Origin of the sequence: Herbaspirillum huttiense, assembly GCF_047300815.1 — a bacterium.
Lineage (GTDB): Bacteria > Pseudomonadota > Gammaproteobacteria > Burkholderiales > Burkholderiaceae_D > Herbaspirillum > Herbaspirillum huttiense_A.
Genome location: NZ_CP178608.1, coordinates 1,394,410 through 1,419,528, shown reverse-complemented (window position 1 = coordinate 1,419,528; position 25,119 = coordinate 1,394,410). Strand labels below are relative to the sequence as shown.

The following is a 25,119-nucleotide window of genomic DNA, read 5'->3' as shown; positions in this document are numbered from 1 at the left end:
CCTCAAAAAATCACCATACCTGATAAACCCCCTTCAACATCTTGCGCACAATCGCCTCAAAGAAAATCACCGCAAACCCGTCATTGCGAATGAGCTGCTGCGTCAAGTCCGCGCATTTCTGCCTCACCGCATCCGGCAAGAGCTGATCCTCGCCCGCCATCGACCGTCCCGCCACCTGGATCTCGGCGGCCCGCTGCACCGTCCACAGCAGGAAGAAGGCGCGCTGGATATCACTCTCGCACACCGCCACCCCGTGATTGCGCAACACCAGAATGTGCTTCTCCCCGAGGCTTTGCAGCATGCGCTCCTTCTCCTCCGCAAACAGCGTAATGCCCTCGAACGCGTGATACCCGATGCGCCCGAACAATTGCGCGCCATAGAAATCGTTGTGCTCGAAGCCGCTCTTCTTCATCGTCACTGCCGAGATCGGCGTGGTATGCGTATGGATCACGCAGCGCAAGTCATCGCGCGCACCGTGGATGGCGCTATGCAGCGCAAACCCGGCCGGGTTGGCCTTGTAGTCCGATGGTTCGGCCAGTTGCCCATCCAATCCCACCTTGAGCAGGTTGGCCGGCGTCACTTCGTTGTAGTTCAGCGCAAAGGGATTGACCAGGTAATGATGCTCCGGCCCCGGCACGCGCACCGAGATGTGGTTGAAGATCATCTCCGTCCAGCCCAGGTAATCCACCAGCCGGTAACAGTGCGCCAGCTGGATGCGCAGCGCCCATTCTTCATCACTGCAGTGGGATGGCTTATCTGCGCCATAGCTGAATTGCATGATATTCATCGATTTGACTCCTGAATCCGTAAATGAGGTGATCGCGCTCAGGCGGCCCGTGCCGCCGGCTGCGGTTGTTGTGTCTGCTGCGCTCTCTGTTGTCCTGTCTGCCCTGTCTGCTGCTGCGCCGCCTCCCCGCGAAAACGCGCCAGCGATACGATGGCCCGCGTGATCGGCATCGGGATGGCATAACGCTCGGCCATCTCCAGCACCGCATCGCCGATGGCCGCCAGCTCCAGTGGCCGCCCGCGCTCCAGATCCTGCAGCATCGAGGTGCGAAACGCCCCCATGGCCTCGCCCAGCTGCAGGAAGGTCAGTGGATCGATATCCACCCGCGCCCCATGGCTGGAGGCCACCAGCAAGGTCTCGCGCATGATCTGGCTGACCACCTCGCGCAGCTCCGGCAAGCCGTACAACTGCTGCAGCGTGCCCTGCGTGATGACCGACAGCGGGTTGGTGCTGATGTTGGCGATGATCTTGGTCCACAGCTTGTCGCGGATGCGATCCGTGGCGCGGGCTTCGATGCCGGCCGCTTCCACCGCTGCACGCACGCGCATGAGCCGCTCGCTCATCTCGCCGGAAGGTTCACCCAGCACCATCAGGTGCGGATTGACCGAGCGGATCACGCCCGGGCTCTCGACCTCGGCCGTGATGAAAAGCACGCTGCCGATCAGCCGGTCCAGCGCGACCGCGTTTGACAGCGCACCATCCGGGTCCACGGCCTTGACGGCCTGGCCATCGAAGCGCCCGCCCTCGCGGTGGAAATACCACCACGGCACGCCATTGTTGGTCGGGATCACCACCGTCTCTTCGCCCACCATGGGCGCAATCTGGGGCAGCAGGGCTGACATGTCCTGACTCTTGGCACACAGGAAAATGACGTCCTGCATGCCGAACTCCGGCAACTGGCTGGTCGCCGGACGGGCTTGGGTGGTTCCGTGCAGGTCATGCAAAGTCAGGCCGCGCTCGCGGATGGCCTGCAGCGTCTGGCCGCGCGCCAACACGCTGACCTGGTGGCCGGCGGCCGACAGGCGCACGGCCAGGGTGCCGCCGATGGCGCCGGCGCCGGCGATGCAGATGCGCAAGGGTTCAGAAGGTGATGCAGCAGAGGGGGAAGTTGCGTTGCTCATGGCAATCACTCAATCACTCAATCAATCGATCAGGAAAATGTTCAGCCCGCCAGCTTGTCCTGGTGCTTGCCGGACAAGCCCAGGTAAGCCTCGATCACGCGGCGGTCATGGGCCAGTTGGCTGGCCGGGCCGTGCATGCGGATCTCGCCGTTCTCCAGCACGTAGCCGTAATCGGCCACCTGCAGCGCGGCGCGCGCGTTCTGCTCCACCAGCAGGATGGAGACGCCGCGCCGGCGCAGCTCGGCGATGATGCGGAAGATCTCGCGCACGATCAGCGGCGCCAGCCCCAGGCTGGGCTCGTCCAGCATCAGCAGGCGCGGCTTGGCCATGAGCGCACGGCCCACGGCCAGCATCTGGCGCTCGCCGCCCGAGAGCGTGCCGGCCTGTTGCGTGCGGCGTTCACGCAAGCGCGGGAAGAGCGTATAGACCTCTTCCAGCGTCGCCGCATGATCGCGCTGCCCGGTGCGGTAACGCTGGAAAGCCCCCAGCATCAGGTTGTCCTCGATGTTCATCTCCGAGAACAGCTCGCGCTTCTCCGGCACCAGGGTCATGCCGGCGGCCACCATCTCTTCGACCTCGGGCGAGTGGCGGATGGTCCCGTCAAACGCCGTCGCCCCGCGCGAGGGCAACACGCCCATGATGGCCGAGAGCAGCGTGGTCTTGCCCGCGCCATTGGGGCCGATCACGGTGACGATCTTGCCCTGCTCCACCGACAGGTCGATGCCCGACAGCACCTGCACCCGGCCATAGGCCGCCGACAGGTCGCGTACTTCCAATACATTATTGCCCATGATGTGCTCCTGCTGCGATGGCATTGCCCGCGCCTTCTTCGACTGCGGCGCCCTCTTCCTCGTCGGCCACGCCCAGATAGGCTTCCAGCACGGCGCGATTGTTCTGGATCTCTTCGGGCAAGCCCTCGGCGATCTTCTGGCCGAAGTCCATCACCACGATGCGGTCCACCAGTTCCATCACGAAATCCATGTCGTGTTCCACCAGCAGGATGGCCATGCCTTCGCTGCGCAGCTTGCGCAGCAGGTCGCCCAGCGCCTGCTTCTCGCCCAGGCGCAACCCCGCTGCGGGTTCATCCAGCAACAGCAGGCAGGGATCGGCGGCCAGCGCACGGGCGATTTCCAGGATGCGTTGCTGGCCCAGCGAGAGCGCACCGGCCTGCTCGAACATCTGTGCTTTCAATCCGACACGTTCGATCTGGCGCGCCGCTTCCGCCAGGATGCGCGCCTCTTCCTGGCGATCCAGACGCAGCATGGACGACAGCACACCGCGCTGGCCGCGCAGATAGGCACCGATGGCGACGTTCTCCAGCACCGTCATGCGCGGCATCAGGCGTACATGCTGGAAGCTGCGGCTCATGCCCAGCCCGGCGATGTGGCGCGAACCGCGGCCGGTGACCTCATGGCCGCGGAACTGCACGCTGCCCGAGGTCGGTGTATCGACACCGGAAATCTGGTTGAAGAGCGTGGACTTGCCCGCCCCGTTGGGACCGATCAGGGCCAGCACTTCACCGGCCATCACCTTCAGGCTCATGTTGTTGTTGGCCACCAGGCCGCCGAACTTGCGGGTCACGTTCCGCACATCCAGCACCACTTCCTGCGGCGCAGGCATGGGGCGGCGTGGCAGTGCTTCGGCTTGCGGATCGATCTCCAGCCGGAGGCTGCGCACCGGCACCAGGCGTGCCAGGTAAGGCCACAGCCCATCGCGCGAACGCTGCAGCAGCACCACGATCAGGAGCCCGAAGACGATGGTCTCGAAGTTGCCCGAGCGCCCCAGCACCACCGGCAGGATGCCCTGCAGCCATTCCTTGAGCACCACGATCAAGGTGGAACCCAGCACTGCGCCCCACACATGGCTGGCCCCGCCCAGCACCGCCATGAACAGGTAGTCGATGCCGAAGCCCAGCCCGAAGGGCGAGGGATTGACGAAGCGCTGCATGTGCACGTACAGCCAGCCCGACAGGGCCGCCAGGACGGCCGCGATCACGAAGACCACGATGCGCATGCGCGCCGTATTGATGCCCATGGCCTCGGCCATCACGATGCCGCCCTTGAGTGCGCGGATGGCGCGGCCCTCGCGCGAATCCAGCAGATTGCTCAGGGCCGCCACGCCCAGCAGCACGGCCACCCAGATCAGGCCAAACATGGCCCGGTCGGAACTGAGCGCGATGCCAAAGAACGTGATGGAGGGAATGCCCGACATGCCGGTCTGCCCGCCCATGCTCTCGAGCGTACCGAAGATGAAATACAGGCTGATGCCCCAGGCGATGGTGCCCAGCGGCAGGTAGTGGCCGGAGAGCTTGAGCGTAACGCTGCCCACCGCAAAGGCCAGCACGGCCGTCAGCACCAAGGCCACCACCAGTGCCACCCAGGGCGATTGCATCCACAGCAGCGCATCGGGCAGCGGCAGGATCTTGGCCGACAATGCCGCCGAGAAGTAGGCACCCAGACCGACGAAGGCCGCCTGCCCGAAACTGGTCAGGCCGGCCACGCCGGTCAGCAGCACCAGTCCCAGCACCACCAGCGAGGCCAGGCCGATGTTGTTCAACAAGGTCATGGTGAAGGGCGGCAGCACGAAGGGTGCGACTGCCAGCAGGACCACGAACAGGCCCAGCGCCGCGCGCGAGGACAAGCGCGCCACCGGACGTTTGGAAGAAGTGGAGGAAGCGGGTTTCATTCTTCTTCCTCCACGTGACGGGTCGAGAGAGAACGCCATAGCAGGATGGGAATGATCAGCACGAAGACGATGATTTCCTTGTAGGCACTGGCCCAGAAGGTCGAGAAGGATTCGATGAGGCCAATGGCCAGTGCGCCGATGGCCGCCACCGGGTAGCTGACCAGCCCGCCGATGATGGAACCGACGAAGCCCTTCAGGCTGATCAGGAAGCCCGAGTCATAGTAGATCGTGGTGATGGGCGCGATCAGCACGCCCGACATCACGCCAATCAATGAAGCCAGCAGGAACATGGCCTTGCCCGCAAACACCGGCGAGATACCCATCAGGCGTGCACCCATGCGGTTCAACGCGGCAGCGCGCAAGGCCTTGCCATAGAGCGTGCGCTCGAACATCAGGAACAGCCCCACGATGAGCAGCAGCGAGACGCAGATCACCCACAGCGCCTGGCTGGAAAAGCGCAGACTGCCCAGTTCCAGGCTGGTCTCGGTGAAGGGCGCGGTGCGCGCACCTTCCGGGCCGAACACCAGCAGCGCCACGCCGACCAGCGCCACGTGCACGGCGATGGAAACGATCAGCAGCACCAGCGGCGAGGCCGAGGCGATGGGCTGGAAAGCCATGCGATACATCAGCGGCCCCATCGGCACCAGCAGCAGCAGGGTCATGGCGATCTGCGCCAGCATGGGCAAGGCGGCGAAATTGAGATTCAGGGCCAGTCCCGCCACGACCACCGCATACGCCAGCTTGGCCGGCAGCCACAGGCTGGGCCGGCGGCGGCTGGTGCGCCACATGTCGTAGAGGTCGAAGGCACAGGCGCCCAGGCACATGGCCACCAGCAGCCAGGCGACGGTGAGCGGCTGGCCGTTCTGCATCATGCCCATGGTGAGGGCGCCAAAGGAGACGAACTCGCCCTGCGGGATCAGGAGGATACGGGTGACGGTAAAGACCAGGACGATGGACAGCGCCAAGAGCGCATAGATGGCGCCGTTGGTGATGCCGTCCTGTCCCAGCAGCGCCACGATTTGGAGATTCATTGCGACTTCCTTGTGGAGCCGGCGCGCGCTGCCATCCAGCCGGGAACGACGCGCCAGGTTCGGGATGCGTGTGGAGGTAGAACACTGCGCCGGTCCGGCGTGGAGGCCAGGGCCGGCGCAGCAGGCCAGCGTCTTACGGTTTGAGCAGGGTCCAGTTGCCGCCCTTGACGGTGATGAGTTCGCGTCCGCGTTCATCGAAACCGCTGTGGTCGGCCGGACTCATGGTGTAGACGCCCTGGGTGCCGACCACTTCCTTGGTGCTTTCCAGTGCATCACGCAGGGCGGCGCGGAATTCCTTGCTGCCCGGCTTGGCCTTCTTGGCGGCCACAGGAATGGCCTTCTCCAGCAGCAGACCGGCGTCATACACGTTGGCACCGAAGGTGGCGGGCACGGTGTTGTACATCTTCTTGTACGCTTCGATGTAGTCGGTGGCCACCTTCTTGGACGGATTGCTGTCCGGGATCTCGGGCAGTACCAGCATCAGGCTGGCCGCCAGGATGGTGCCCTCGACCTTGTTCTTGCCCAGCTGCAGGAAGGCCGGCAGGGCCGCACCATGGGTCTGGTAGATCTTGCCCTTGTAGCCCTGGTCGAACAGCGTGGTCTGCGGCAGCACGGTGGCTGCGCCCGGGGCCGCCACCAGCACGGCATCCGGATTGGCGGCGACGATCTTGAGCGTCTGCGCGGTGACCGAGGTATCGGTGCGCTGGTAGCGCTCATTGGCCACGATCTTGATGTTGTTCTTGGCTGCCAGCTCCGTGAAGACCTTGGCCCAGTTCTCACCGAAGGGATCGTTGACGGCAATGAAGCCGGCCGTCTTGACCTTGGTCTTGACCATCTGGGCCACCAAGGCGCTGGCGATCAGGTCATCGTTCTGGGTGGTCTTGAAGACCCACTTCTTCTGCTCCGTCATCGGCAGCACCACGGCCGCCGTGCCCACCGGCGCCAGCATCGGCACGCCGGCTTCGGCCGCAAAGGAGATCACGCCCATGGCATTGGGCGAACCGCTGGGGCCGATGATGGCATCGACGTTGTATTCGGCAATCAGTTTCTTGACTTCGGTGACCGACTTGGTCGGATCGCTGGCATCGTCCAGCGAAATGTATTCGATCTTCAGATCACCGGCCTTGGCCGGCAGCAGCGGCACGGTGTTCTTTTGCGGAATGCCCACCAGCGAGACCGGCCCGGTGGAGGAGGTGACGACCCCGATCTTGACCTGGGCCATGGCAAGATTGCCGGCGACGCTGGCAAGGGTTCCGGCAGCGGCCAGGACGGCGGTAGCGGCGGTGGCAATCAGGCGTTTGTGCAGCATGTGTTTCTCCCTTGTTGGTTGAGATGATGGCGGGCTTCCCCACGCCGCCACCGATCTGGGACAGCAATCTGACATCGGCACCAGGCCGATCCTCATCAACGCATGTAGAGCCCGCCGTTGATGTCGAGGCAGGCGCCGGTGGCCGAACCCGCATCGGGCGAAGCCAGCAGCAATACCGCATCGGCAATGAAATCGGGTTCGCCCAGCGTCTTGACCGGAATGGTGGCAATGGTCGCGGCCAGCTTGTCGGCCGGCACGATCTCGCGCACGATGGGCAGGTCCAGCGGGCCCGGCGAGATGGCATTGACGGTCACCCCGGCACCTGCGAGTTCACGGGCAAAGACCTTGGTCAGGGTCAGTACCGCACCCTTGGCCGCCGCGTAGTGCGCACCGGTGGCGGTGCCGCCGTTTTGTCCGGCCAGCGAGGCGATGTTGATGATGCGTCCGTAGCCGCGATCGGCGAAGCGTTTGCCGAACACCTGGCACGCAAGAAACGTGCCTTTCATGTTGATGGCGGTGACCTCGTCCCACTCCTCGGGAGTGATCTCCATCAACGCTGCCACACGCGAACGGCCGGCGTTGTTGACCAGCACCGCCGCACCGCCCCAGCGCAGTTCGATGGCGTCGCAGGCGGCGATGAAGTCCGGCTTGCGGCGCACGTCCAGCGCCAGCGGCATGGCGGTGGCACCGCTCGCATCGAGGCTGGCGGCCACTGCCGAGACCTGTTCCAGGTCGATGTCGGCCAGCGCCACCTTGTAGCCGGCCGCGTGCATCTTGCGTGCAATGCTTTGACCGAGGCCGCGTGCGGCGCCGGTGACCAGGGCAATCTTCTTGTCCATGATCAGGCGCCCTGGATGATCAGCGCGCGGCCCACGCGGGCTTCGATCTTGCCGTACTTCCACAGGCGGTGTTCACCGACCATGGTGGTACGGAACAGGTTGCAGGCCGCCACCACCGTATCGAGGTCGGCCACGTCGGCCATGATGTAGAAGGTCCACGGGGCGTCGTCGGACTTGCCCACCATGAGGCGGTCATCGTCCATGGTGCCCAGCACCTTGATGCCCTCCATGGTGGCCAGCGCCGTCATCATCTGGCCGTAGGCCTGCCACACCGGACCGGTCTCGGTGGCGGGCAGGTCGAAGAAGTTTTGCGTCACGCCGACACAGAAGAGGACGCGCAGCGGTTCTTTATCATTGCTTGGGACTTGGCTCATGAGGGCTCCGGGCTGAAAACTTGAAATCAAAAAGAGAAAGGACGCAACGGCTTACAGGAAGCCCGGCATCGGCGGCACGCCCAGCGTGACCGCACCGGCGCCGTCATAGATGCCCTCGCCCAGGAAGGCGTGCTGCTTGACCACGGCGGCATCGCGCAGGTAGCGCTGCAGCGGGTGGTTGCTGTAGATGGCGGTGGTGCCGGCCAGGCCGAACATGGCCTGCGTGACTTCATTGCCGACCTTGGCGATTTCCACGGCGGTCAGGCGCAGCAGGCTGACCTGCTCGGGCGTGACGGGGTTGCCGGCGAGGATCGAATGCCAGACTTCGCCGGTGGCGTCGTAGAGGAAGGCGCGCGCCGAACGCAATTTCGCTTCGGCCTTGGCGACCTCGATGCGCACGTAGGAACGGTCGGCCAGCTTGGGCGCACCGGTAATGGCCACACGGCCACCAGACATCTGGTTGATCTCGTCGATGGCGGCGCGTCCCACGCCCAGGTTCACCACCGCCAGTACCTGCGCGGCATAGGCGATGGTCGGATAGCGGTACAGCGGTTCATCGATGGTGGGTACGCCGCCACGGATGAAGGTCCATTCTTCGGGGACGAATTGCTGGCTGACCTTGAGGTCATGGCTGCCGGTACCGACCAGTCCCATCACGTCCCAGTTGTCGATGATCTCGACCTGCTCCGGCGGCAGCACGGCGGTGCGCGGCTTGGAACCGGCCTGGCCCGGTACGGCCGCACCGATGCCCACGCCCAGCACGTCGGCGCCCTTGCAGCCGCTGCCGAATTTCCAGGTGCCGTTGACCATCCAGCCGCCCTCGACCTGCTCAGCCGGCTGCAGCGGGAACAGACCGCCGGCGAAGGTCAGGTCCGGGCCATTGGCGTAGAGCCTGGCTTGCGTTTCCTTGGGCAGGGCAGCCAGGTACACCGAGGCCGACCCGAAGCTGGCGACCCAGCCCACCGAGGCGTCCGCTGCAGAGATCCTTTCGATCAACTGCAGGAAGGCCATCGGCGACATGCCGCTGCCGCCGAAGCATTGCGGGGTGGCGGCACGATAGACACCGGCCTTCTTCAACTGCGCGATGAAATCCTTGGGCACGAAACGCTGCGCGGCGAATTCATCGCGGCGCGCACGGATCTCGGCCAGCAGCGGGACCAGGGCGTCTTCTTCACGGGCGGCCAGTGCGGCCGGGTTCTCCATCACGGACATTGCATTCTCCAGGTGGCTTGCATCAGAATGAAGACGAGTGTAGGGAGCGGCGTATCCCGGTTCAATCGGGAGCGCTGCAGCTTTTTTAGGGGAATAGGTGAAGCCTTCTAAAGAAAACCCCTAGGGCCATTCCACAAAGCAGCGCCAGTGTGCACTCCCATGCGTGAACTCATCCATGCAGACGCCACCGCCTGAAGACCATGAAGCCATTACCGAGACGAGCAATGCCAGATCAATCCGCTGCCCCCGCTTCCCCTGCCCTGCCGGATGACACCATCCGCTTCGGCCTGGAGGATTTCCGCCGCATGATGGAGGCACTGCCCATGTGCATCATCCTGCATGACGCCCAGACCAAGTCCATCCTCTGGGCCAATCCCTCGGCCTGCCAGGTGCTGGGGTTCACGCTGGAAGAACTGCTGCCGCTCAAGGCCCCGGACATGAGCCGGCAGTCGCACGAATACCGCCGCGAGATCGGCCGCAAGTGGCTGCACGATGCGGTACTTCACGGCAGCAACATGGTGGAGTGGTGCTACCGCGCCAAGAACGGCGACGAGATTCTCTCCGAGGCGATCGCCACGCTGGTGCCGCTGACCGAGCGCGACGTGATCATGGTGCAGTTCCGCGATATTGCGCGCGAGGAACAGATCCGGCGCGAGATGAAGAAGCTGGAGAGCCGCCTCAAGGAATTCATGCAGGACTCCGACGAAGGCGTGACGGTGCTGCGTTCGGATGGCGGCATCGAGTACCTGAGCGACGCCGGCCGCAAGCTGCTGGGCGTGCGGCCGGGCCAGAACCCGCCCAAGAATTTCGTCGAGCAATGCCTGCCTGAGTCGCGCGATGAATTGCTGGAACTGCTCACGCTGGCGCTGCCGGATGCCATCAGCTTCCCGCTGCGCTACCAGATCCTGCGCAAGGATGGGCTGGTGCGCTGGCATCACGCAGTGTGCCGCTACATCGAGATCGAGAACGACCTCAAGGGCCACCTGCTGCACTTCCACGACATCACCGACCAGGTCGAAGCCGAAGAAGCGCGCCGCCGCGACCAGGCCTCGCTGGAATACCTGGCGCGCCACAATGCCATGGGCGAGATGGCCACCGCCATCGCGCACGAGCTGTCGCAGCCGCTGGCGGCGATCCGCAATTTCCTCGAAGGCTCGGTCTTGCGCATCAAACAGAGCGAGGCCCTGCGCGAACAGGCCGGACAGATCGTGTGGGGACTGGAGAGTGCCGGACGCCAGGTCGACCACGCCGCCACCATCACCAAGAGCGTGCGTGAATACGTGGTGCGGTTGGAGCAGAGCGAAGGCCTGATCGACCTCAACGCCGTGCTGGAGGAAGTGCGCTGGTTCATCGAGATGAAGGCCGCCGAAGGCCGGGTGCACCTGCACATCGAACCGGGCACACAGCCGCTGGTGGTGAGCTGCGAGAAGGTGCTGGTGGGCCAGGTGATTCTGAATCTCGCCTTCAACGCCATCGAGGAAATGATGGCCTTTCCCGAGGGCGCAAGACATGTGCGCATCAGCACCGCACGCAGTGCCGGCAATGCCCTGCTGACGGTGGCCGACGAGGGACGCGGCATCGATGCCGGCCACCGCGAGCGGCTCTTCGATGGCTTCTTTTCTTCCAAGGTCAGCGGCAACGGGATCGGATTGGCGCTGTGCAAGAACATCATTGCGCGCCATCGCGGCGATATCTGGGCACAGCCCGGAGAGACCTGCGGCACGCGCTTCTGTTTCACGCTGCCGTTGGTGGAACGCCACAACTAAAGATAGCTTTAGGCACACCGCAGCGCGCGCCGCCTTGGTGATCGCGCGCACTCGCGTGGTGAAGTTCTGCACGATTATCCCGTTCACCCGCCGATTCATGCACCGGATTCGAGAGCCGGGGACTTATCTGCCACATGCATGAATCGGGCTTATTCCATCTATCCGCTGCATCAATTTGATCTGGCGCAAATGTGCTTCCTATGATGGGCACACATGACGACTTGTCATGCACGCCACGCAGACCTCCACCGCACCAGGCTGCGTTCGCCGCTGCGCGCCGGCCTCACCCGGACCGCGGCGCGACCATCACACTGCAACACCACAGGGAGCCTTGTCACATGAAGAAGAAACTACTGGCCGCCGCCTTGCTCGCGGCCGGCACGGGGATGGCACATGCACAGAGCAGCGTTTCCATCTATGGCCTGATCGATCTCGGCCTGACTTATTACTCCAACGCCCCCAAGACCGGTGGCGGCAGCGCTTCGCTGCTGCGCATGGACAGCGGCATCGCCCAGGGCAGCCGCATCGGCTTCAAGGGAATCGAAGACCTGGGCGGTGGCTTGAACGCCTTCTTCACCCTGGAAACCGGCTTCGGCGCCGATGACGGCAGCCTGGGCCAGGGCGGCCTGATCTTCGGCCGCCAGTCCTTCGTCGGCCTGGGCAGCAAGGAACTGGGCTCCATCAGCGTGGGCCGCCAGTACGACTTCATGGCCAACATCGGTGGCCAGTATGCGATGGGTGCGCTCTCGCCGGCCGGCTCCTTCGGCTGGGGCCTGCATGCCGATGCCGCCCACGGCACGGCCTTGAACAACCACATCTATGCGGGTGACCGTACCAACAACTCCATCAAGTACAACAGCGCCAAGTTCGGCGGCTTCAGCTTTGGCGCCATGCTGGGCATGGGTGAGGTGGCGGGCAACAGCAATGCCGGCCGTACCGTCAGCGCCCTCGGCCAGTACGACAGCGGCGCCTTCAGCGGCGCCCTGGCCTACACCGACATCAAGAACAGCACCGGCAGTGCGGCCACCCGCATTTACGGTGGCGGTGCGCGCTACCAGATCGGTGCCTTCACTCCCTTCGGCGTGATCACCCAGGTCAAGAACACCGACACCAAGGCCAAGGCCACCACCTATGAACTGGGCACGGTCTATGCATTGACGCCGCTGTGGGATCTGGCGGCCGCTTACCAGTTCCAGAAGCGCAATCAGGGCGTGGGCAATGCCCAGGCACTGGTGGCGACGGTGGACTACAAGATCTCCAAGCGCACCGACCTCTACGTGGGCGCCGTCTATGACCGCGACAAGGGCTACAACGCCTATCCGGTCTTTGGTGGCGGTATCCAGTCGTCCACCGGCAACCAGACTGCCGTGCGCCTGGGCATGCGTCACCGCTTCTGAGCACGGGCTACTTGAGGAGGGAAGGCCGCTGCCGACATCCGGTGGTCTTCCCGTACGCAGGAGAGAACGGCCCGCCGCAGTGGCGGGCCTTCTGCTTTGAGGGGCGATGGATCAGCTGCTGCGGCCGTAGCTCTGCAGCATGTCGATGACGATCTGGCGCAGCCAGGTATTGCCGGCGTCGGCATCGAAGGCCGGATGCCAGTGCAGGGTGATGTCCACCGCCGGCAGCTTGACCGGCAGTTCGTAGGAAAGGAACACGTCCGGGTGCTCGCTGTGGAAGAGCTTGGCGATGCGCGCCGGGACGGTGGCCACCAGGTCGGATTTGCCGAGGATGCGCGGCAGCACCGTGAAGTGCGGGATCGACAGGCTGATCTTGCGCTGCACGCCGAGATTGCGGAACGCGTTCTCGACCTGGTGATGGCTGCTCTCGGCCGACTCCACCAGCACATGCGAGAGCGCCAGGAATTCGTCGAGCTCCAGGTGTTCCCGCGCCGGCAGGGCAGGACGCTTGCGCATCATGCAGACATAGGTTTCGCGGAACAGCTGTTCGTGACAGGTGACCGGCTTGAGCGCCGGCAGGTTGCCGAAGGCGAAGTCGAGCTGGCCGGTGCGCAGCGCTTCTTCCAGATGTGCGGGGGGGACCTGCTCCACCTGCAGGCGCGTATGCGGGGCCTGCGCGGTCAGCAGTTCGCACAGCTGCGGCAGGAACATCATCTCGGCCACATCCGTCATCGAGGCGCGAAAGACGCGCGTACTGGCGGCCGGGTCGAAGCGCTCGGTGTAGCGCAGCGCATCCTGCACCGCCTGCAGGGCGCGGTTGATGGGCTTGGCCAGTTCCAGCGCGGCCGGGGTGGGCTGCATGCCCTCCTTGGTACGGATGAAGAGCGGGTCATCGAAGATCTGGCGCAGCCGGCCCAGCGCATAGCTCACTGCGGGCTGCGACAGATGCAGGCGGTTGCCGGCCAGGGTCAGGCTGCGTTCGTCGGCAATGGCCTGGAAGACGCGCAGCAGGTTCAGGTCCATGTTGTTGAAGGTCGCCATAGCAGTCTCCGGATGGGGTCGCGCGGGGGCCTGGGCCCGATGAGTCAAATCAAGGAAAGCGGCGATCACTATCCATGCCGCTTATGTGAAAAATATTTTACATCAATTTGATCTATTTTAAGGCGACTTTTAGAATGCTTCACATCAGCCAAGGAAACCGCCTGCATGCCGCGCCCGACGTGGATTGCCAGCCTGGTCGGCCCCATTTGAACGGATGCGCCATGAGCCCCCAGCCAAGTTCTTCATCCCCCCTGCCGACGCCGCGCAAGCGCAATGGCCAGGCCGCCCTCGCCGCCCTGCAGCAGCAGGCCCGCATCGCCTTCCTGGGAGCGGCAGGATGAGCAACACTTCACCACGCACCGTCCCCGGCACCGGCCACGCCCTGCTCTCGCGCTTTCATCTCGGAGGCAGCGGCCCGACGGTGGCCATCAAGGATTGCATCGACATCGCCGGCCAGCCCACTTGCGGCGGCAGCGCCGCCCTGGCCGACGCGCCGCCGGCTGCAGCGCACGCCGACGTGGTGCGCAAGCTGCTCGACGCCGGCTGGCAACTCACCGCCCGCGCCAACATGCACGAGCTGGCCTACGGCATGACCGGCATCAATGACTGGAATGGCACCGCCGTCAATCCGCAGGACGCAAGCCGCATGACCGGTGGCTCCTCCAGTGGTTCGGCCTCGGCCGTGGGCGCGGGGCTGGTGGACATGTCCATCGGCAGCGACACCGGCGGTTCGATCCGCCTGCCCGCTGCCTGCTGCGGCGTGATCGGCTTGAAACCGACCTTTGGCCGCGTCAGCCGCGCCGGGGCCTATCCGGCCGTAAGCAGCCTGGATTGCGTGGGCCCCTTTGCGCGCACCATGGATCTCATCATCAGCGCCATGGCCAGTATCGCGCCCGGTTTTGACCGCGTTGCTGCTACCGCAGCGGTAGCACAGGCCCGCGTCAAACTAGTGACGGTGCAAGCTGATCCCGAGATCGCAGAGGCCGTCGCCACCGCCTTCGCCGCCAGCGGCTGGACGGGCGATGCCTGGACCCCGCACCACATGCACGCCGCGTTTGAAGCCGGCATGACCCTCATCAACCGCGAGACGCATGACGCCTTCGGCCACCTGCTTGGCCTCGGCAAACTGGGCGCCGACATCGAGAAGCGTCTCTCGGCCGCCGCCACCACCACCGATGACGCGGTGGCCCAGGCCGAAGCCGTGCGCGCCGCCTTCAGCGCCGAAGTCGATGCGGCCCTGACTGACGCCGATGCGCTGCTGCTGCCGACGCTGCCGTCGCTGCCGCCGACGCTGGAAGCGATCCGCCAGGGGGCCTCGGTGCTGATGCTGTCCTCGCTGGTGCGGCCCTTCAACCTGTCCGGCCATCCGGCCCTGAGCATCCCGGTGCCCATTGCCGGCAGCCCGCTGAAAGCCGGACTGCAACTGGTCGGCCGCAAGGGCGATGACGAACGCATTTGCGCACTGGCCCTGCATCTGGAACAGGCCCTCAAGCAACGCCCCTGACACGCACTGCCCCGACAAGCTCGCCCAATGAACACTGACAACGACTGCAAGCCACTGGAGAAAGCCATGAACGCACCGCTACGCTTCCACCCGCGCAAGACCGATTCATCCTATGCCGACCTGGTACAGGATGCGGTGGTGGACCCTTCGCTCTACACCGATCCGGCCATCTTCGAAGCGGAGATGGACAAGATTTTCTACAAGACCTGGATCTGGGTCGCGCATGAAAGCGAGATCAGGAATCCCGGCGACTTCAAGACCGCCCAGATCGGCCGCCAGCCGGTCATCGTGGTGCGCGACAAGACCGGCAAGATCAACGTGCTGGAAAACCGCTGCCGCCACCGTGGCGCCACGGTCTGCGAAAAGCACAAGGGCAACGCCACCGGTTTTACCTGCCCCTACCACAGCTGGTCCTATGGCCTGGACGGCAAGCTGCGCGGCCTGCCCTATCCGGAAGGCTATGAAGACGTCATCGAGAAGGCCGACCTGCCCCTGCAGAGCCTGCGTGCGGAGAGCTACAACGGCATGATCTTCGCTTCCTTCAACCAGGAGATCGAACCGCTGTCGGACTTCCTCGGCCATGCCAAGAAGTGGATCGACCTGTTCATGAAGCAAGGCGCGGGCTTCCCCGTGAAGGTGCAGGGCGAGCACAAGTTCAGCTTCAAGGGCAACTGGAAGATCCAGCTGGAGAACACCACCGACGGCTATCACTTCCCGGTGGTGCACAAGACCTTCCTGTCGTCGGTCGATGAAGAGACCTCCGAGATGCTCTCCTTCATGACCGATGACCAGTCCATCACCCGCTCGCTGGGCAATGGCCACAGCGTCATGATCATGGTGCCGGAACATGTGGACCTGGATGTGGACGATGGCAGCGAACAACTGCAGGAGCGCTTCGCTCATGTCACCGAAGAACTCTCCAAGACCATGCCGCCGCAACAGGTGCGCCGCATCGTGCGCTCGCTGCACGGCGCCGGCTTCAACCTGAACCTGTTCCCCAACGTGGCCATGTCGATGTCCTTCTTCCGGGTGCTGCATCCGGTGTCGGTGGGCGAGACCCAGATCCGCCACGTGGCCCTGGGCATGGACGGCGGACCGGAGATCGCCAACCGCGAACGCCTGCGCATCCACGAACACTTCCAGGGTCCGTTCGGTTTCGGCAGCCCCGATGATGCCGAAGCCTGGGAACGCGTGCAGGCGGGTTCGCACGCCGGCCGCGATGCACCGATCCTGGTCAACCGTGGCCTGAACCGTGAGTGGGTGGACGACAACGGCGACAAGGTGTCGCACTCGACCGATGAAACCGGCATGCGCGAAGCCTATGCCATGTGGAAAAAGATGATGGAGAAATGATCGCCATGAACCAACAAGATACCCTGCAAGGCATCCCCGCACCGATGGCGCGCGCCATCGCCTTCATCTGGAAGGAAGCCGAACTGCTGGACAAGAAGGACTACGCCGCCTGGCAAGCCCTGTGGACCGATGATGGCTACTACGTGGTGCCCATCGATCCCGACACCACCGACTACGCGGCCACGCTGAACTACGCCTACGACAATGCCCACATGCGCAAGATCCGCATCGAGCGCCTGACCTCGGGCCACGCGATGTCGGCCGTGGATGCGGCCGCGACCGTGCGCACCGTCTCGCGCTTCGTGCCGGTGCACCTGTCGGAGGAGCTGGTGGAGATCACCTCGGCCCAGGTCCTGGTGGGCTACAAGCGCCAGCAGCACACGATGTTCGTGGCCAACGTCACGCATCGCCTGCGCTTCACGCCCCAGGGTCCGAAGATCGAGCAGAAGGTGATCCGCCTGATCAACTCCATGGACAGCCTCAACGCCCTGGGCTTCCTGCTCTGAGCTGACGCACCGCACATTCGCAATTGAAATGAACCGACGAGTATTGGCCTCATGAAACTGATCGTAGACACCGTTACCGATGAAACCGGCGACATCCGTTCCTTCCGCCTGGTGCGCGCCGATGGCGCCCCGCTGCCGGCTTACGAGCCGGGAGCCCACATCGACGTCACCGGGCCGACCGGGATCATGCGCCAATACTCGCTGTGCGGTCCGCTGGAAGACCGTTGCGGCTACACCATCGCAGTCAAGCGCGAGCCCGCCTCGCGGGGCGGTTCAGCGGCCCTGCACGATGCCGTGCGAGCCGGCACGGAACTGGAAGTGGGCACGCCCCGCAACCTCTTCGCCCTCGACGCCAGCGCACCGGAGCACCTGCTCTTTGGCGCCGGCATCGGCGTGACACCGCTCTTGGCCATGGCCTATCGCCTGTGGGCCGAACAGAAGCCCTTCACCCTGCATTACTTCGTGCGGGCGCGCGAGCATGCGGCCTTTGCCGACCTGCTGGAAAACGCGCCCTTCGCCGCGCAGGTGCGTTTCCACTATGCGGTCATGCCGGCGCAGATGGACCATTACCTGACGGCCTGCCTGGAAGCCGGCAGCAAGGACGCCCACGTCTACACCTGCGGCCCCGCCCCCTTCATGGATGCGGTGGTCAAGTGTGCCGCGGCCAGCCGCAGCGAGGAGGCGATCCACCTGGAACACTTCGCCGCACCGGTGGCCCCTGCTGCCTCTGCGGAAGGTGCAGGCGGCGGCGATGGCGCCTTCGAAGTGAAGCTGGCCAGCTCGGGCAAGGTGGTGCAGATCCCGGTGGGTATTCCCATCGTCGATATCCTGGCGCGCGAAGGCATCGTCATCGATACCTCCTGCCGCGAAGGCATCTGCGGCACCTGCGTGGTGCCGCTCCTGGAGGGCGAGCCGGATCATCGCGACAATTGCCTCTCCAAGAAGGAGAAGGCGGCCAATGACCAGATTTGTACCTGTGTCTCGCGGGCCAGGTCGGGGATGCTGGTGCTGGATCTCTGAGGATCTCTGAGGCTCTCTGAAGACTGCCTCACGCCGTTCGGATTGAGTAGCCACGCAGCCGCTACCCGATCCGAACGGTTTTTTTTGGTCCGGATATGAGCGCCTGAAAGCATGAATGCCGTTCAGCATTGCGCTGAACGGCATTCATCTTTAACTCAAGGGAAACAATCTCAGAGCGCCGTGCGCTTGACCTTGTGGAACAGCCGATTGAAATAGATGAGGCTGTCCTTCTTCTCATTGACCTTGACCTCGGCCAGCTCCACGAACATCACCGAGTGCGTGCCCACTTCCTTGAATTCGCGGATGCGCCCCTGGAGCTTCACCAGCGCATCAGCCAGCACCGGCTGCCCCAGTTCGCCCGGCTCTTCCCAGATATCCCAGCCGAAACGCTCTTCCATCGGGACCTTGGTGGCACCGGAGAAGTGCATGGCCAGTTGCTCGAGCTCGTCCGACAAGACATTCACGCACAGCCGTCCATTCTTCTTGAACACGTCATGCATGGCGCTGCCGCGATTGATGCACACCAGGATCGTGGGCGGCGTATCGGTCACCGAACAGACGGCCGAGGCGGTGATGCCGCAACGGCCGCCTTCGCCATCGGTGGTGATGATGGACACGGCGGCCGGCAGGTGCGCCATGGCATTGCGGAATTCCAGTTGCTCGGCAGCAAGGGGGGCGCGCACCACGGGTGCGGATGGCGTTTCTTTTTGGATGGCGGTGGTGCTCATGGGATCTCCCTGTTATGCACGCCGATGAAGCACGGCGCTCGATGACAGCAGGTTAAGGCATGCCCATGGTGCGGGCAATCCGTGCCACACGCCCGCCCCACAGGGGATTGCGGCAGACGATCTAGGTAAAAATACCTAGACCATCGTCAGGACGGGGGTGTTACAGTGTCGCTGATCCCAAGAATTTCAGGCCTGCTTTTTGCATAAGTCAAAGCATGACGATTTGATTTGTGCCGACCAGTCCATCAAGAAATCGAGAGGGTCGGAAATAGCGCCGGTGCAAGCCGGCACCATTTTGACGAGACGAGGAGTGCAGATGGAAACCAACCCGCCGGTGGTCTACATCGTCGATGATGACGAAGCCGTTCGGACTTCGCTGGCCTGGCTGCTGAGCTCGGTCAATATCCGGACCGAATGCTTCGATGGCCCCGAGGCCTTCTTGAAAGCCTATGACGCCAACAGCCTGTCCTGCCTGATCCTGGACGTGCGCATGCCCGAAATCAGCGGCTTCCAGCTGCAGGATCGCTTGAAGGAGATCGGGGCCGACATCCCCGTGATCTTCGTCTCGGGCCATGGCGACATTCCCATGTCGGTGCGCGCCCTGCACAATGGCGCGGTCGATTTCCTGGAAAAACCCTACAACTCGCAGCAGATGCTGGAGCGCATCCAGATGACGCTCAAGAACGTGGCCGGCAACATGCACGCCCGCGAGCGCCGCCAGCAGCTCAAAGCGCGCCTGAAGACCCTCACCGCACGCGAACGCGAGATCCTGGAGAAGGTCATCATGGGCCAGTCCAGCAAGCTCATCGCGCGCGACCTCAACATCAGCGTCAAGACGGTGGATGTGCATCGCGCCAGCGTCAAGGACAAGCTGGGCTGCCAGAGCACGGCCACGCTGGTGCGTGACGTGCTGATGGATTTCGGGCCGGAATTTCTCAAGGCGGCCTGATTCTTTCTGATCCTTGCTGATCATTCCTGAGCCTGCATGAAAAGGGCCGCAGCATGCTGCGGCCCCTTCCACTATTTGCCGTTGCCCCCGTTTGGCCTACGCCGCCTGCAAGGCAAAGAAGGCCACCGCCCGCTTCAATTGCCCCGCCTGGTCTTCCAGCGACTTTGCCGCTGCAGCCGCCTGCTCCACCAGCGCCGCGTTCTGCTGGGTCACGCCATCCATCTGGCTCACCGCCTGGTTGACCTGATGGATGCCTTCGGCCTGCTCGCGGCTGGCGGTGCTGATCTCGCCCACCAGCGCATGCGCGCCCTGCACGCTGCCCACCACTTCCTGCATGGTCTTGCCGGCCCGTTCCACCAATGCGCTGCCGGCAGAGACATTGGAGACCGAATCATCGATCAACTGCTTGATCTCCTTGGCCGCTGAAGCCGAGCGCTGCGCCAGGCCGCGCACTTCGGAAGCCACCACCGCGAAGCCACGGCCCTGCTCGCCGGCACGTGCTGCCTCCACGGCCGCATTGAGCGCCAGGATGTTGGTCTGGAAAGCGATGCCATCGATCACGCCGATGATGTCGACGATCTTGCGCGAGGAGGCATTGATGTTGCCCATGGTGTCGATGAGCTCCTGCATCACCTGGCCGCCCTGCCCTGCAACGGAGGCCGCCGACTTCACCAGGTCATTGGCCTGATGCGCGTTCTCGGAATTGGTGCGCACGCTGGACGTGAGCTGCTCGATGGAGGCCGCCGTCTCTTCCAGCGCACCGGCCTGCTCTTCGGTGCGGGCCGAGAGGTCGAGGTTGCCGTTGGCGATTTCACCCGAGGCCACGGCGATACTGTCGGCCCCCAGGCGCACGGTGGAGACCACGCCGTGCAGGCGCTCGCTCATGCCCTGCAGCGAGGCCACCAGCTGGCCCAGTTCATCCTGGCCCATGGGCTGGGCGCGCGAGGTCAGGTCACCGGCGGCCACGCGTTGCGAGATGGCCAGCGCCGCGTGTACCGGCCGCGTGATGCTGCGCGTGAGCAGCAGTGCGAAGGCGATGCCACAGGCCAGGATCACCGCTTCCAGCGCGAAGATCTGCCACTGGCTGCTGGCCGCATCCTGCTGGATGTCGGCAGAGATTTCATCGATGCGCGCCCGTTCGAAATCCAGCAAGGAGCGCATGGCGCCCTGGGTGTTGTTGGCGATGCCCACGTATTGCTGCTGGTAGAGCTGGTCCACCTTGGCCGCATCGCCCTCCTTCTTGGCCGCGTAGATCTGGTCGCGGATGGCGAGGAACTGCTTGCGCGCCACATTGATGGCCTCGAAGCGCTTCTTCTCTTCCTCGCTGGTGAGCAGCTGCTCCACGTCCTTCAGGGTCTGTGCAGACTCCTTGCTGGAGGCGGCGGCTTCCTTGGCCAGGAAGGCTTCCAGTTCAGGGTCGCGGCTCTTGACCACGGTGGTGGTGCGCTGGATGGCGATGAGCAGCAGCGTGTTCCATTGCGAAACCAGCCGTTCGGTCTTCAGCGGCACGTCCATCATCTGCTGCGTCTGCTGCGCCACCGTCTTGAGGCGCCAGATGCCGACGGCCGCCACCACCATGGAAAACACCAGCACCACGGCAAAACCCGCCCCCAGGCGCGAGCCGATACGTATGTTCTTGATCATTTGCTTCTTCCCATCCCACCTGTTGTGTATGGCGCCCCGAAGACGGATTTTCCCCGGCCGTCCGGTGTGCCCCCTGATGCCCCAGCAAGACCGGTGCCAGCCCTTGCCGTCCGGTAATGCCGCCTCGATTCTAGGAGCGCACTGCCGAGGCGACCATATCAAAAAGAAGAAACATGGTATGCCGTTACGGCAACGCAATCCGCAACCCCTTGCCAGGCAAGGATAGGGCAATTTAGCAGGGCGGAAACATTATGAAATGTAAAACATTAATTTTTGTGGCGCGGATGCGATGGCGGGCCGCGCCCGGCGGCGTGTTGCTGGCACAGCAAGCTGGATCATCCAGGCCATGGCCGCGTGCCGGGCCAAACTTGGGCACAATGGCCGCTTGTCTTCCCGTTTTCGGAGCCTTGCCGCACCATGCCGACGCCCTCCTCCCCCCTCGCCCTGCTGCTGGCCGCCGGCCGCGGCAGCCGCTTTGGCGATCATGAAGAAAAACTGTTGCAGCCCTTCGTCCATCACGATGGCCGCCCCGGCATGGTGGCTACCGCTACGGCGGCGGCCTTGCTGGAAGTCATGCCGGTGCAGGCCGTGGTGCATGGAGAAGGACGGCTGGCCGATGCGCTGCGCGCGCTGGGCTGCACGGTCTGCATGACCGGCAAGGATGGGCCGCGTGAGATGAGCGCCTCCCTGCGCTGCGGTCTGCAGCACAGCGCTGATGCGTCGGCATGGCTGGTGGCGCTGGCCGACATGCCGCGCGTGCAGCCGGACACCGTGCGGCGCTTGCGCGATGCGCTGGCGGCGGGGGCGTCGATGGTGGTGCCGGTGATGCAGGGGCGGCGCGGCAATCCGGCCGGCTTTGCGCAGTCGCATCTGCCGGCCTTGCTGTCACTGCAGGGAGATCGCGGCGCGCGGGCCTTGCTGGAGAGCCCGGCGCTGGTGGAGATTGCGGTGGAGGATGCAGGGATTTTTACGGATGTCGATACGCCGGAAGATCTGGAAAGACTCCGGCAGAACCGGGGCTGATCTGCCGCCCGGTTTCCGCCGTCCGGATTCCGTCTTGGGGAATCCGCGCTTCAGATCCCGCTGAACCAGTTGTAGCCCTGGTCTTCCCAGTAGCCACCGGGGTTCTGGTTGCTCACGAAGATGGCCACCACATGCTTGGGATTCTTGAAGCCCAGCTTGGTCGGCACACGTACCTTCAAGGGATAGCCGTATTGCGTGGGCAGCGCCTCCTTGCCGAAGTCCAGTGCCAGGATGGTCTGCGGATGCAGCGCCGTGGGCATGTCCAGGCTGGAGTAATACCGGTCCGCACATTTGAAGCCCACGTATTTCGCGGTGAGATCGGCGCCGACCGCCTGCAGGAACAAGCTCAGCGGCACGCCCGACCATTGGCCGATGGCGCTCCATCCTTCGATGCAGATGTGGCGCGTGATCTGCGCCGCCTGCGGCAGTGCGCGCAGGCGCTCCAGGGTCCAGCTGCGCTTGTCGCTGACCAGGCCCGAGACTTCCAGCTTCCAGTCGCTGCCATCGATGTCGGGCGCGTTGAACTCGTCATAGAAGGCATTGAAGGGAAACGGATTGGTGATCTGGCTGGCCGCGTAGGTCGGCGCCAGTTTCTGGCCCCGGAACAGCAGCGCCTGCACCCGGTCATTCCAGCGCGACATGGCCCACAGGACCTTGTCCACGCTGTCGTTGTCCTGCAGGTCGCAGCCCGAGAGCATCGACAGCGCCCCTACCGAGAGCGCCGAGCGCAGCATCAGGCGGCGCTGCACGTTCAACAGCGCCGGGCGATGGTCGGCCAGCAGGATCTTGCCGGTCTTCTCCGCCGGCGGGGTCTTGCGTTCGTCCTTGTCGTTCATGATGCATTGGCCTTGTGGTCAGCCCCTCCGGTGAACATCGGGATGAGGGTCTTGGGAACGATGGCCACCAGGGCCAGGTGCACCACCACGAAGCCGGCGATACCGGCCATCGCGGCGAAATGCACCTTGCGCGCAAAGTCGAAGCCGCCGAAGAGATCGGCCAGCCAGTCCAGTTGCACCGGCTTCCACAGCGCCAGACCCGACAGCACCGCCAGGATGCCCAGCAGGATCACCGCCCAGTACAGCAGCTTCTGCACCGCGTTGTAGACGCCCGGCTGGTGCGGCAGGCGAAAGCGCATGGCCTGCACCGCATCGCTCACCACCTCGGTCGCGCGCAGCGGCAGCAGGTGGCGGCGGAAGTGCCCGCTCACGCTGCCATAGAGCAGGTAGAACAGGCCATTGGCCACCAGCAGCCACATCGCCGCAAAGTGCCAGGCGATGGCGCCGCCCAGCCAGCCACCCAGGGTCATCCAGGAAGCAAACTTGAAGCCGAAGATGGGCGAGGCGTTGTAGATGCCCCAGCCACTGCTGATCATGCAGGCGATGGCCACGGCATTGAGCCAGTGGGCAATGCGCACGGCCAGCGGATGAAGAACGGGTGAACGGGGCATCGCGGCACCTGCTTACATCGGCGGGGTGATGCCGTTCTTGCCGGCGCTCACGCTGTTGGCGGTCAGGCTGCCATCGGCGTTCTTGCGGGCGCGCACCACTACCTTCACGCCTGCAGCCAGCAGCGAGCGGTCACCGGCTTCGATGCTGACCACGGGCACATCCTCGGGCACCACGATCTTCTTCTCGCCGCCCTTGTATTTCAGCGTCAGGGTGCGGCCCTGGCTGGCCACCACGTCACCCACGGTGCCATTGGTCATGGTGCTGTTGGGCGCCAGGTCGAAGGGACGATGGCCGTCGCCGGTGCCGGCCATGGCGGGCGGGAAGACGTGCACTTCCAGCGCCTTCTGGGAACCGTCCGGCTGCGGGATGCCGGCCGCGCCGATGTAGCTGCCGGGCTTGATGTCGTTGATGTCGGCAATCGAAATGGCGGCCACGCGGGTGTCCTTGTCGAGCATCACGTTCTGCTCGGCGCCCTTGTTAGTCTTGATCACCAGCTGATCCTTGCTGACCGAGACGATGGCGCCACGGATGCCGACCTGCTGCGGCGTCTGCGCCATGGCCGACGAAGCGATCAACTGGCTGGCCAGCAATGCCGGGACAAGCGCGATGCGGACAACGCGGGGGAGGAATGTGTTCATCATGGGAATGTGCACCTGAAAGACGTCATTGAAGGGGGAAATTGATTTTAGGCAAAGCAAAACGTCATTCGAATGACGGTTGAATGACAAAATTGTCATTCTTCTCAGGCGCTGGCAGATGCGATCAAACACCCATAGCCCGCTCTGCCAGGCGGGCTATGGGTGAGGTTCGAACGGGCGGGGGAAACGGCCGATGATCGGCCGATGAATGCGCCGGGACTCAGTTGTCCTGATGCGCCCAGTTCAAGCTGAGCGAGACGGGCTTCTCACCCACGCTGACCTTGCTGGTCTTCTTGACGCCGTTGTAGACGGCGGTGATTTCGTAGTCGCCCTTGGGCAGCTTGATGTTGGTCATGGGGCCGGCGCCGGGCAGGCTGAAGACGCTCTTGCCGTGATGGTCGGCCACGTCCAGCTTGACGTTGCTGACGTAGGCACCGTCCTTGGCTTCGGAAAACAGCAGGCGCAGGTTGTAGTCCTTGGCCGCTTCACGCAGCTTGGCCTGTTCGCCGGCGCCGATGCCGCCGTTCATGTAGGCCACCGAGCCCTGCATGTCCTGGGCGTGGGTCAGGGGGGCCGCCATGCCGGCCAGACCGAAGACGATGGCACTGATGGCGGTGATCTTGTTGATGTCCATGATGGCTCCTTGTCGTGGTTCAGGATGAAAGCGCTGCCATCGGGGCCGCTCCACTGCTGAGCTGGCCGCCGATGCAGCTACTGTAGGTCTGCAAAATTAAGTGATCCTTA

The 25,119-nt window shown here is 64.1% G+C and carries 24 protein-coding genes; 8 read left to right on the top strand and 16 right to left on the bottom strand.

From position 1 onward, the window contains the following. Window positions 1–10: 10 nt before the first annotated feature. The 9 genes from ACLRDN_RS06520 to ACLRDN_RS06480 all read right to left on the bottom strand — a co-directional run bounded on the left by ACLRDN_RS06520 (window position 11) and on the right by ACLRDN_RS06480 (window position 9,358). Entirely contained in the window at window positions 11–787 is a 777-nt protein-coding gene (locus tag ACLRDN_RS06520) for a class II aldolase/adducin family protein (protein WP_413459478.1), read from the bottom strand. A 38-nt stretch (window positions 788–825) separates the two neighbouring features. Then, entirely contained in the window at window positions 826–1,908 is a 1,083-nt protein-coding gene (locus ACLRDN_RS06515; protein ID WP_413459477.1) for a ketopantoate reductase family protein, read from the bottom strand. A gap of 41 nt (window positions 1,909–1,949) precedes the next feature. Beyond that, window positions 1,950–2,699, bottom strand: a complete 750-nt coding sequence (locus tag ACLRDN_RS06510) for an ABC transporter ATP-binding protein (RefSeq protein WP_413459476.1) — start codon at window positions 2,697–2,699, stop codon at window positions 1,950–1,952. After that, window positions 2,689–4,593, bottom strand: a complete 1,905-nt coding sequence (locus ACLRDN_RS06505) for an ABC transporter permease subunit (protein WP_413459475.1) — start codon at window positions 4,591–4,593, stop codon at window positions 2,689–2,691. The genes ACLRDN_RS06510 and ACLRDN_RS06505 overlap by 11 nt, the downstream gene beginning before the upstream one ends. Beyond that, entirely contained in the window at window positions 4,590–5,624 is a 1,035-nt protein-coding gene (locus ACLRDN_RS06500) for a branched-chain amino acid ABC transporter permease (protein WP_413459474.1), read from the bottom strand. Before ACLRDN_RS06500 ends, ACLRDN_RS06505 begins: the two co-directional genes overlap by 4 nt. A 133-nt stretch (window positions 5,625–5,757) precedes the next feature. Then, the gene (locus ACLRDN_RS06495) at window positions 5,758–6,933 is read right to left on the bottom strand and encodes an ABC transporter substrate-binding protein (protein ID WP_413459473.1); all 1,176 of its coding nucleotides are present in this window, start codon (window positions 6,931–6,933) and stop codon (window positions 5,758–5,760) included. Between the two features lie 95 nt (window positions 6,934–7,028). Further along, window positions 7,029–7,772, bottom strand: a complete 744-nt coding sequence (locus ACLRDN_RS06490; protein ID WP_413459472.1) for an SDR family NAD(P)-dependent oxidoreductase — start codon at window positions 7,770–7,772, stop codon at window positions 7,029–7,031. Between the two features lie 2 nt (window positions 7,773–7,774). Then, window positions 7,775–8,146, bottom strand: a complete 372-nt coding sequence (locus tag ACLRDN_RS06485; RefSeq protein ID WP_075257467.1) for a hypothetical protein — start codon at window positions 8,144–8,146, stop codon at window positions 7,775–7,777. A gap of 51 nt (window positions 8,147–8,197) precedes the next feature. After that, window positions 8,198–9,358: an acyl-CoA dehydrogenase family protein gene (locus ACLRDN_RS06480; protein WP_413459471.1), complete on the bottom strand. Its 1,161-nt coding sequence runs from the start codon at window positions 9,356–9,358 to the stop codon at window positions 8,198–8,200. Between the two features lie 224 nt (window positions 9,359–9,582). On the opposite strand from ACLRDN_RS06480, the gene ACLRDN_RS06475 reads away from it, so the two are divergent. Together ACLRDN_RS06475 and ACLRDN_RS06470 are read left to right on the top strand one after the other, a co-directional pair. Continuing rightward, complete coding sequence (locus ACLRDN_RS06475) at window positions 9,583–11,124, top strand: ATP-binding protein (RefSeq protein WP_413459470.1); 1,542 nt, start codon at window positions 9,583–9,585, stop codon at window positions 11,122–11,124. Between the two features lie 338 nt (window positions 11,125–11,462). Further along, the gene (locus ACLRDN_RS06470; protein WP_413459469.1) at window positions 11,463–12,521 is read left to right on the top strand and encodes a porin; all 1,059 of its coding nucleotides are present in this window, start codon (window positions 11,463–11,465) and stop codon (window positions 12,519–12,521) included. A gap of 111 nt (window positions 12,522–12,632) precedes the next feature. On the opposite strand, the gene ACLRDN_RS06465 is transcribed toward ACLRDN_RS06470, so the two are convergent. Then, window positions 12,633–13,562, bottom strand: a complete 930-nt coding sequence (locus ACLRDN_RS06465) for a LysR substrate-binding domain-containing protein (RefSeq protein ID WP_413459468.1) — start codon at window positions 13,560–13,562, stop codon at window positions 12,633–12,635. Window positions 13,563–13,899: 337 nt separating this feature from the next. Here ACLRDN_RS06465 and ACLRDN_RS06460 point away from each other — a divergent pair, with 337 nt between their 5' ends. The 4 genes from ACLRDN_RS06460 to ACLRDN_RS06445 all read left to right on the top strand — a co-directional run bounded on the left by ACLRDN_RS06460 (window position 13,900) and on the right by ACLRDN_RS06445 (window position 17,945). After that, the gene (locus ACLRDN_RS06460) at window positions 13,900–15,066 is read left to right on the top strand and encodes an amidase family protein (RefSeq protein ID WP_413459467.1); all 1,167 of its coding nucleotides are present in this window, start codon (window positions 13,900–13,902) and stop codon (window positions 15,064–15,066) included. Window positions 15,067–15,132: 66 nt separating this feature from the next. Next, a complete protein-coding gene (locus ACLRDN_RS06455; RefSeq protein WP_413459466.1) occupies window positions 15,133–16,419 on the top strand; it encodes an aromatic ring-hydroxylating oxygenase subunit alpha in 1,287 nt (428 codons plus the stop codon). Between the two features lie 5 nt (window positions 16,420–16,424). Beyond that, window positions 16,425–16,925 (top strand): aromatic-ring-hydroxylating dioxygenase subunit beta, encoded by a 501-nt coding sequence (locus ACLRDN_RS06450; protein ID WP_088757127.1) that lies wholly within the window; start codon window positions 16,425–16,427, stop codon window positions 16,923–16,925. Between the two features lie 51 nt (window positions 16,926–16,976). After that, window positions 16,977–17,945 (top strand): PDR/VanB family oxidoreductase, encoded by a 969-nt coding sequence (locus tag ACLRDN_RS06445; protein WP_413459465.1) that lies wholly within the window; start codon window positions 16,977–16,979, stop codon window positions 17,943–17,945. Between the two features lie 170 nt (window positions 17,946–18,115). Here the strand turns inward: ACLRDN_RS06445 and hpaC are convergent, their stop codons facing one another. Beyond that, entirely contained in the window at window positions 18,116–18,673 is a 558-nt protein-coding gene (hpaC, locus tag ACLRDN_RS06440) for a 4-hydroxyphenylacetate 3-monooxygenase, reductase component (RefSeq protein ID WP_252696961.1), read from the bottom strand. 316 nt (window positions 18,674–18,989) lie between these two features. Here hpaC and ACLRDN_RS06435 point away from each other — a divergent pair, with 316 nt between their 5' ends. Next, on the top strand, window positions 18,990–19,622 hold the full coding sequence (locus ACLRDN_RS06435) for a response regulator transcription factor (RefSeq protein ID WP_276840897.1): 633 nt from the start codon (window positions 18,990–18,992) through the stop codon (window positions 19,620–19,622). Between the two features lie 96 nt (window positions 19,623–19,718). On the opposite strand, the gene ACLRDN_RS06430 is transcribed toward ACLRDN_RS06435, so the two are convergent. Further along, complete coding sequence (locus ACLRDN_RS06430; protein ID WP_413459464.1) at window positions 19,719–21,266, bottom strand: methyl-accepting chemotaxis protein; 1,548 nt, start codon at window positions 21,264–21,266, stop codon at window positions 19,719–19,721. 417 nt (window positions 21,267–21,683) lie between these two features. Here ACLRDN_RS06430 and ACLRDN_RS06425 point away from each other — a divergent pair, with 417 nt between their 5' ends. Beyond that, window positions 21,684–22,289: a nucleotidyltransferase family protein gene (locus tag ACLRDN_RS06425; protein ID WP_413459463.1), complete on the top strand. Its 606-nt coding sequence runs from the start codon at window positions 21,684–21,686 to the stop codon at window positions 22,287–22,289. A gap of 50 nt (window positions 22,290–22,339) precedes the next feature. On the opposite strand, the gene ACLRDN_RS06420 is transcribed toward ACLRDN_RS06425, so the two are convergent. From ACLRDN_RS06420 to ACLRDN_RS06405, 4 genes are all read right to left on the bottom strand, one after another. Then, window positions 22,340–23,125 carry a molybdopterin-dependent oxidoreductase gene (locus ACLRDN_RS06420; RefSeq protein ID WP_413459462.1) on the bottom strand — a complete coding sequence of 262 codons (786 nt, stop codon included), beginning with the start codon at window positions 23,123–23,125 and terminating at the stop codon, window positions 22,340–22,342. Continuing rightward, window positions 23,122–23,736, bottom strand: a complete 615-nt coding sequence (locus ACLRDN_RS06415; protein WP_413459461.1) for a cytochrome b/b6 domain-containing protein — start codon at window positions 23,734–23,736, stop codon at window positions 23,122–23,124. The genes ACLRDN_RS06420 and ACLRDN_RS06415 overlap by 4 nt, the downstream gene beginning before the upstream one ends. Window positions 23,737–23,748: 12 nt before the next feature. Beyond that, on the bottom strand, window positions 23,749–24,378 hold the full coding sequence (locus ACLRDN_RS06410; RefSeq protein ID WP_413459460.1) for a DUF5666 domain-containing protein: 630 nt from the start codon (window positions 24,376–24,378) through the stop codon (window positions 23,749–23,751). A gap of 217 nt (window positions 24,379–24,595) precedes the next feature. Beyond that, a complete protein-coding gene (locus tag ACLRDN_RS06405; RefSeq protein WP_413459459.1) occupies window positions 24,596–25,009 on the bottom strand; it encodes a hypothetical protein in 414 nt (137 codons plus the stop codon). Between the last annotated feature and the right edge of the window lie 110 nt (window positions 25,010–25,119).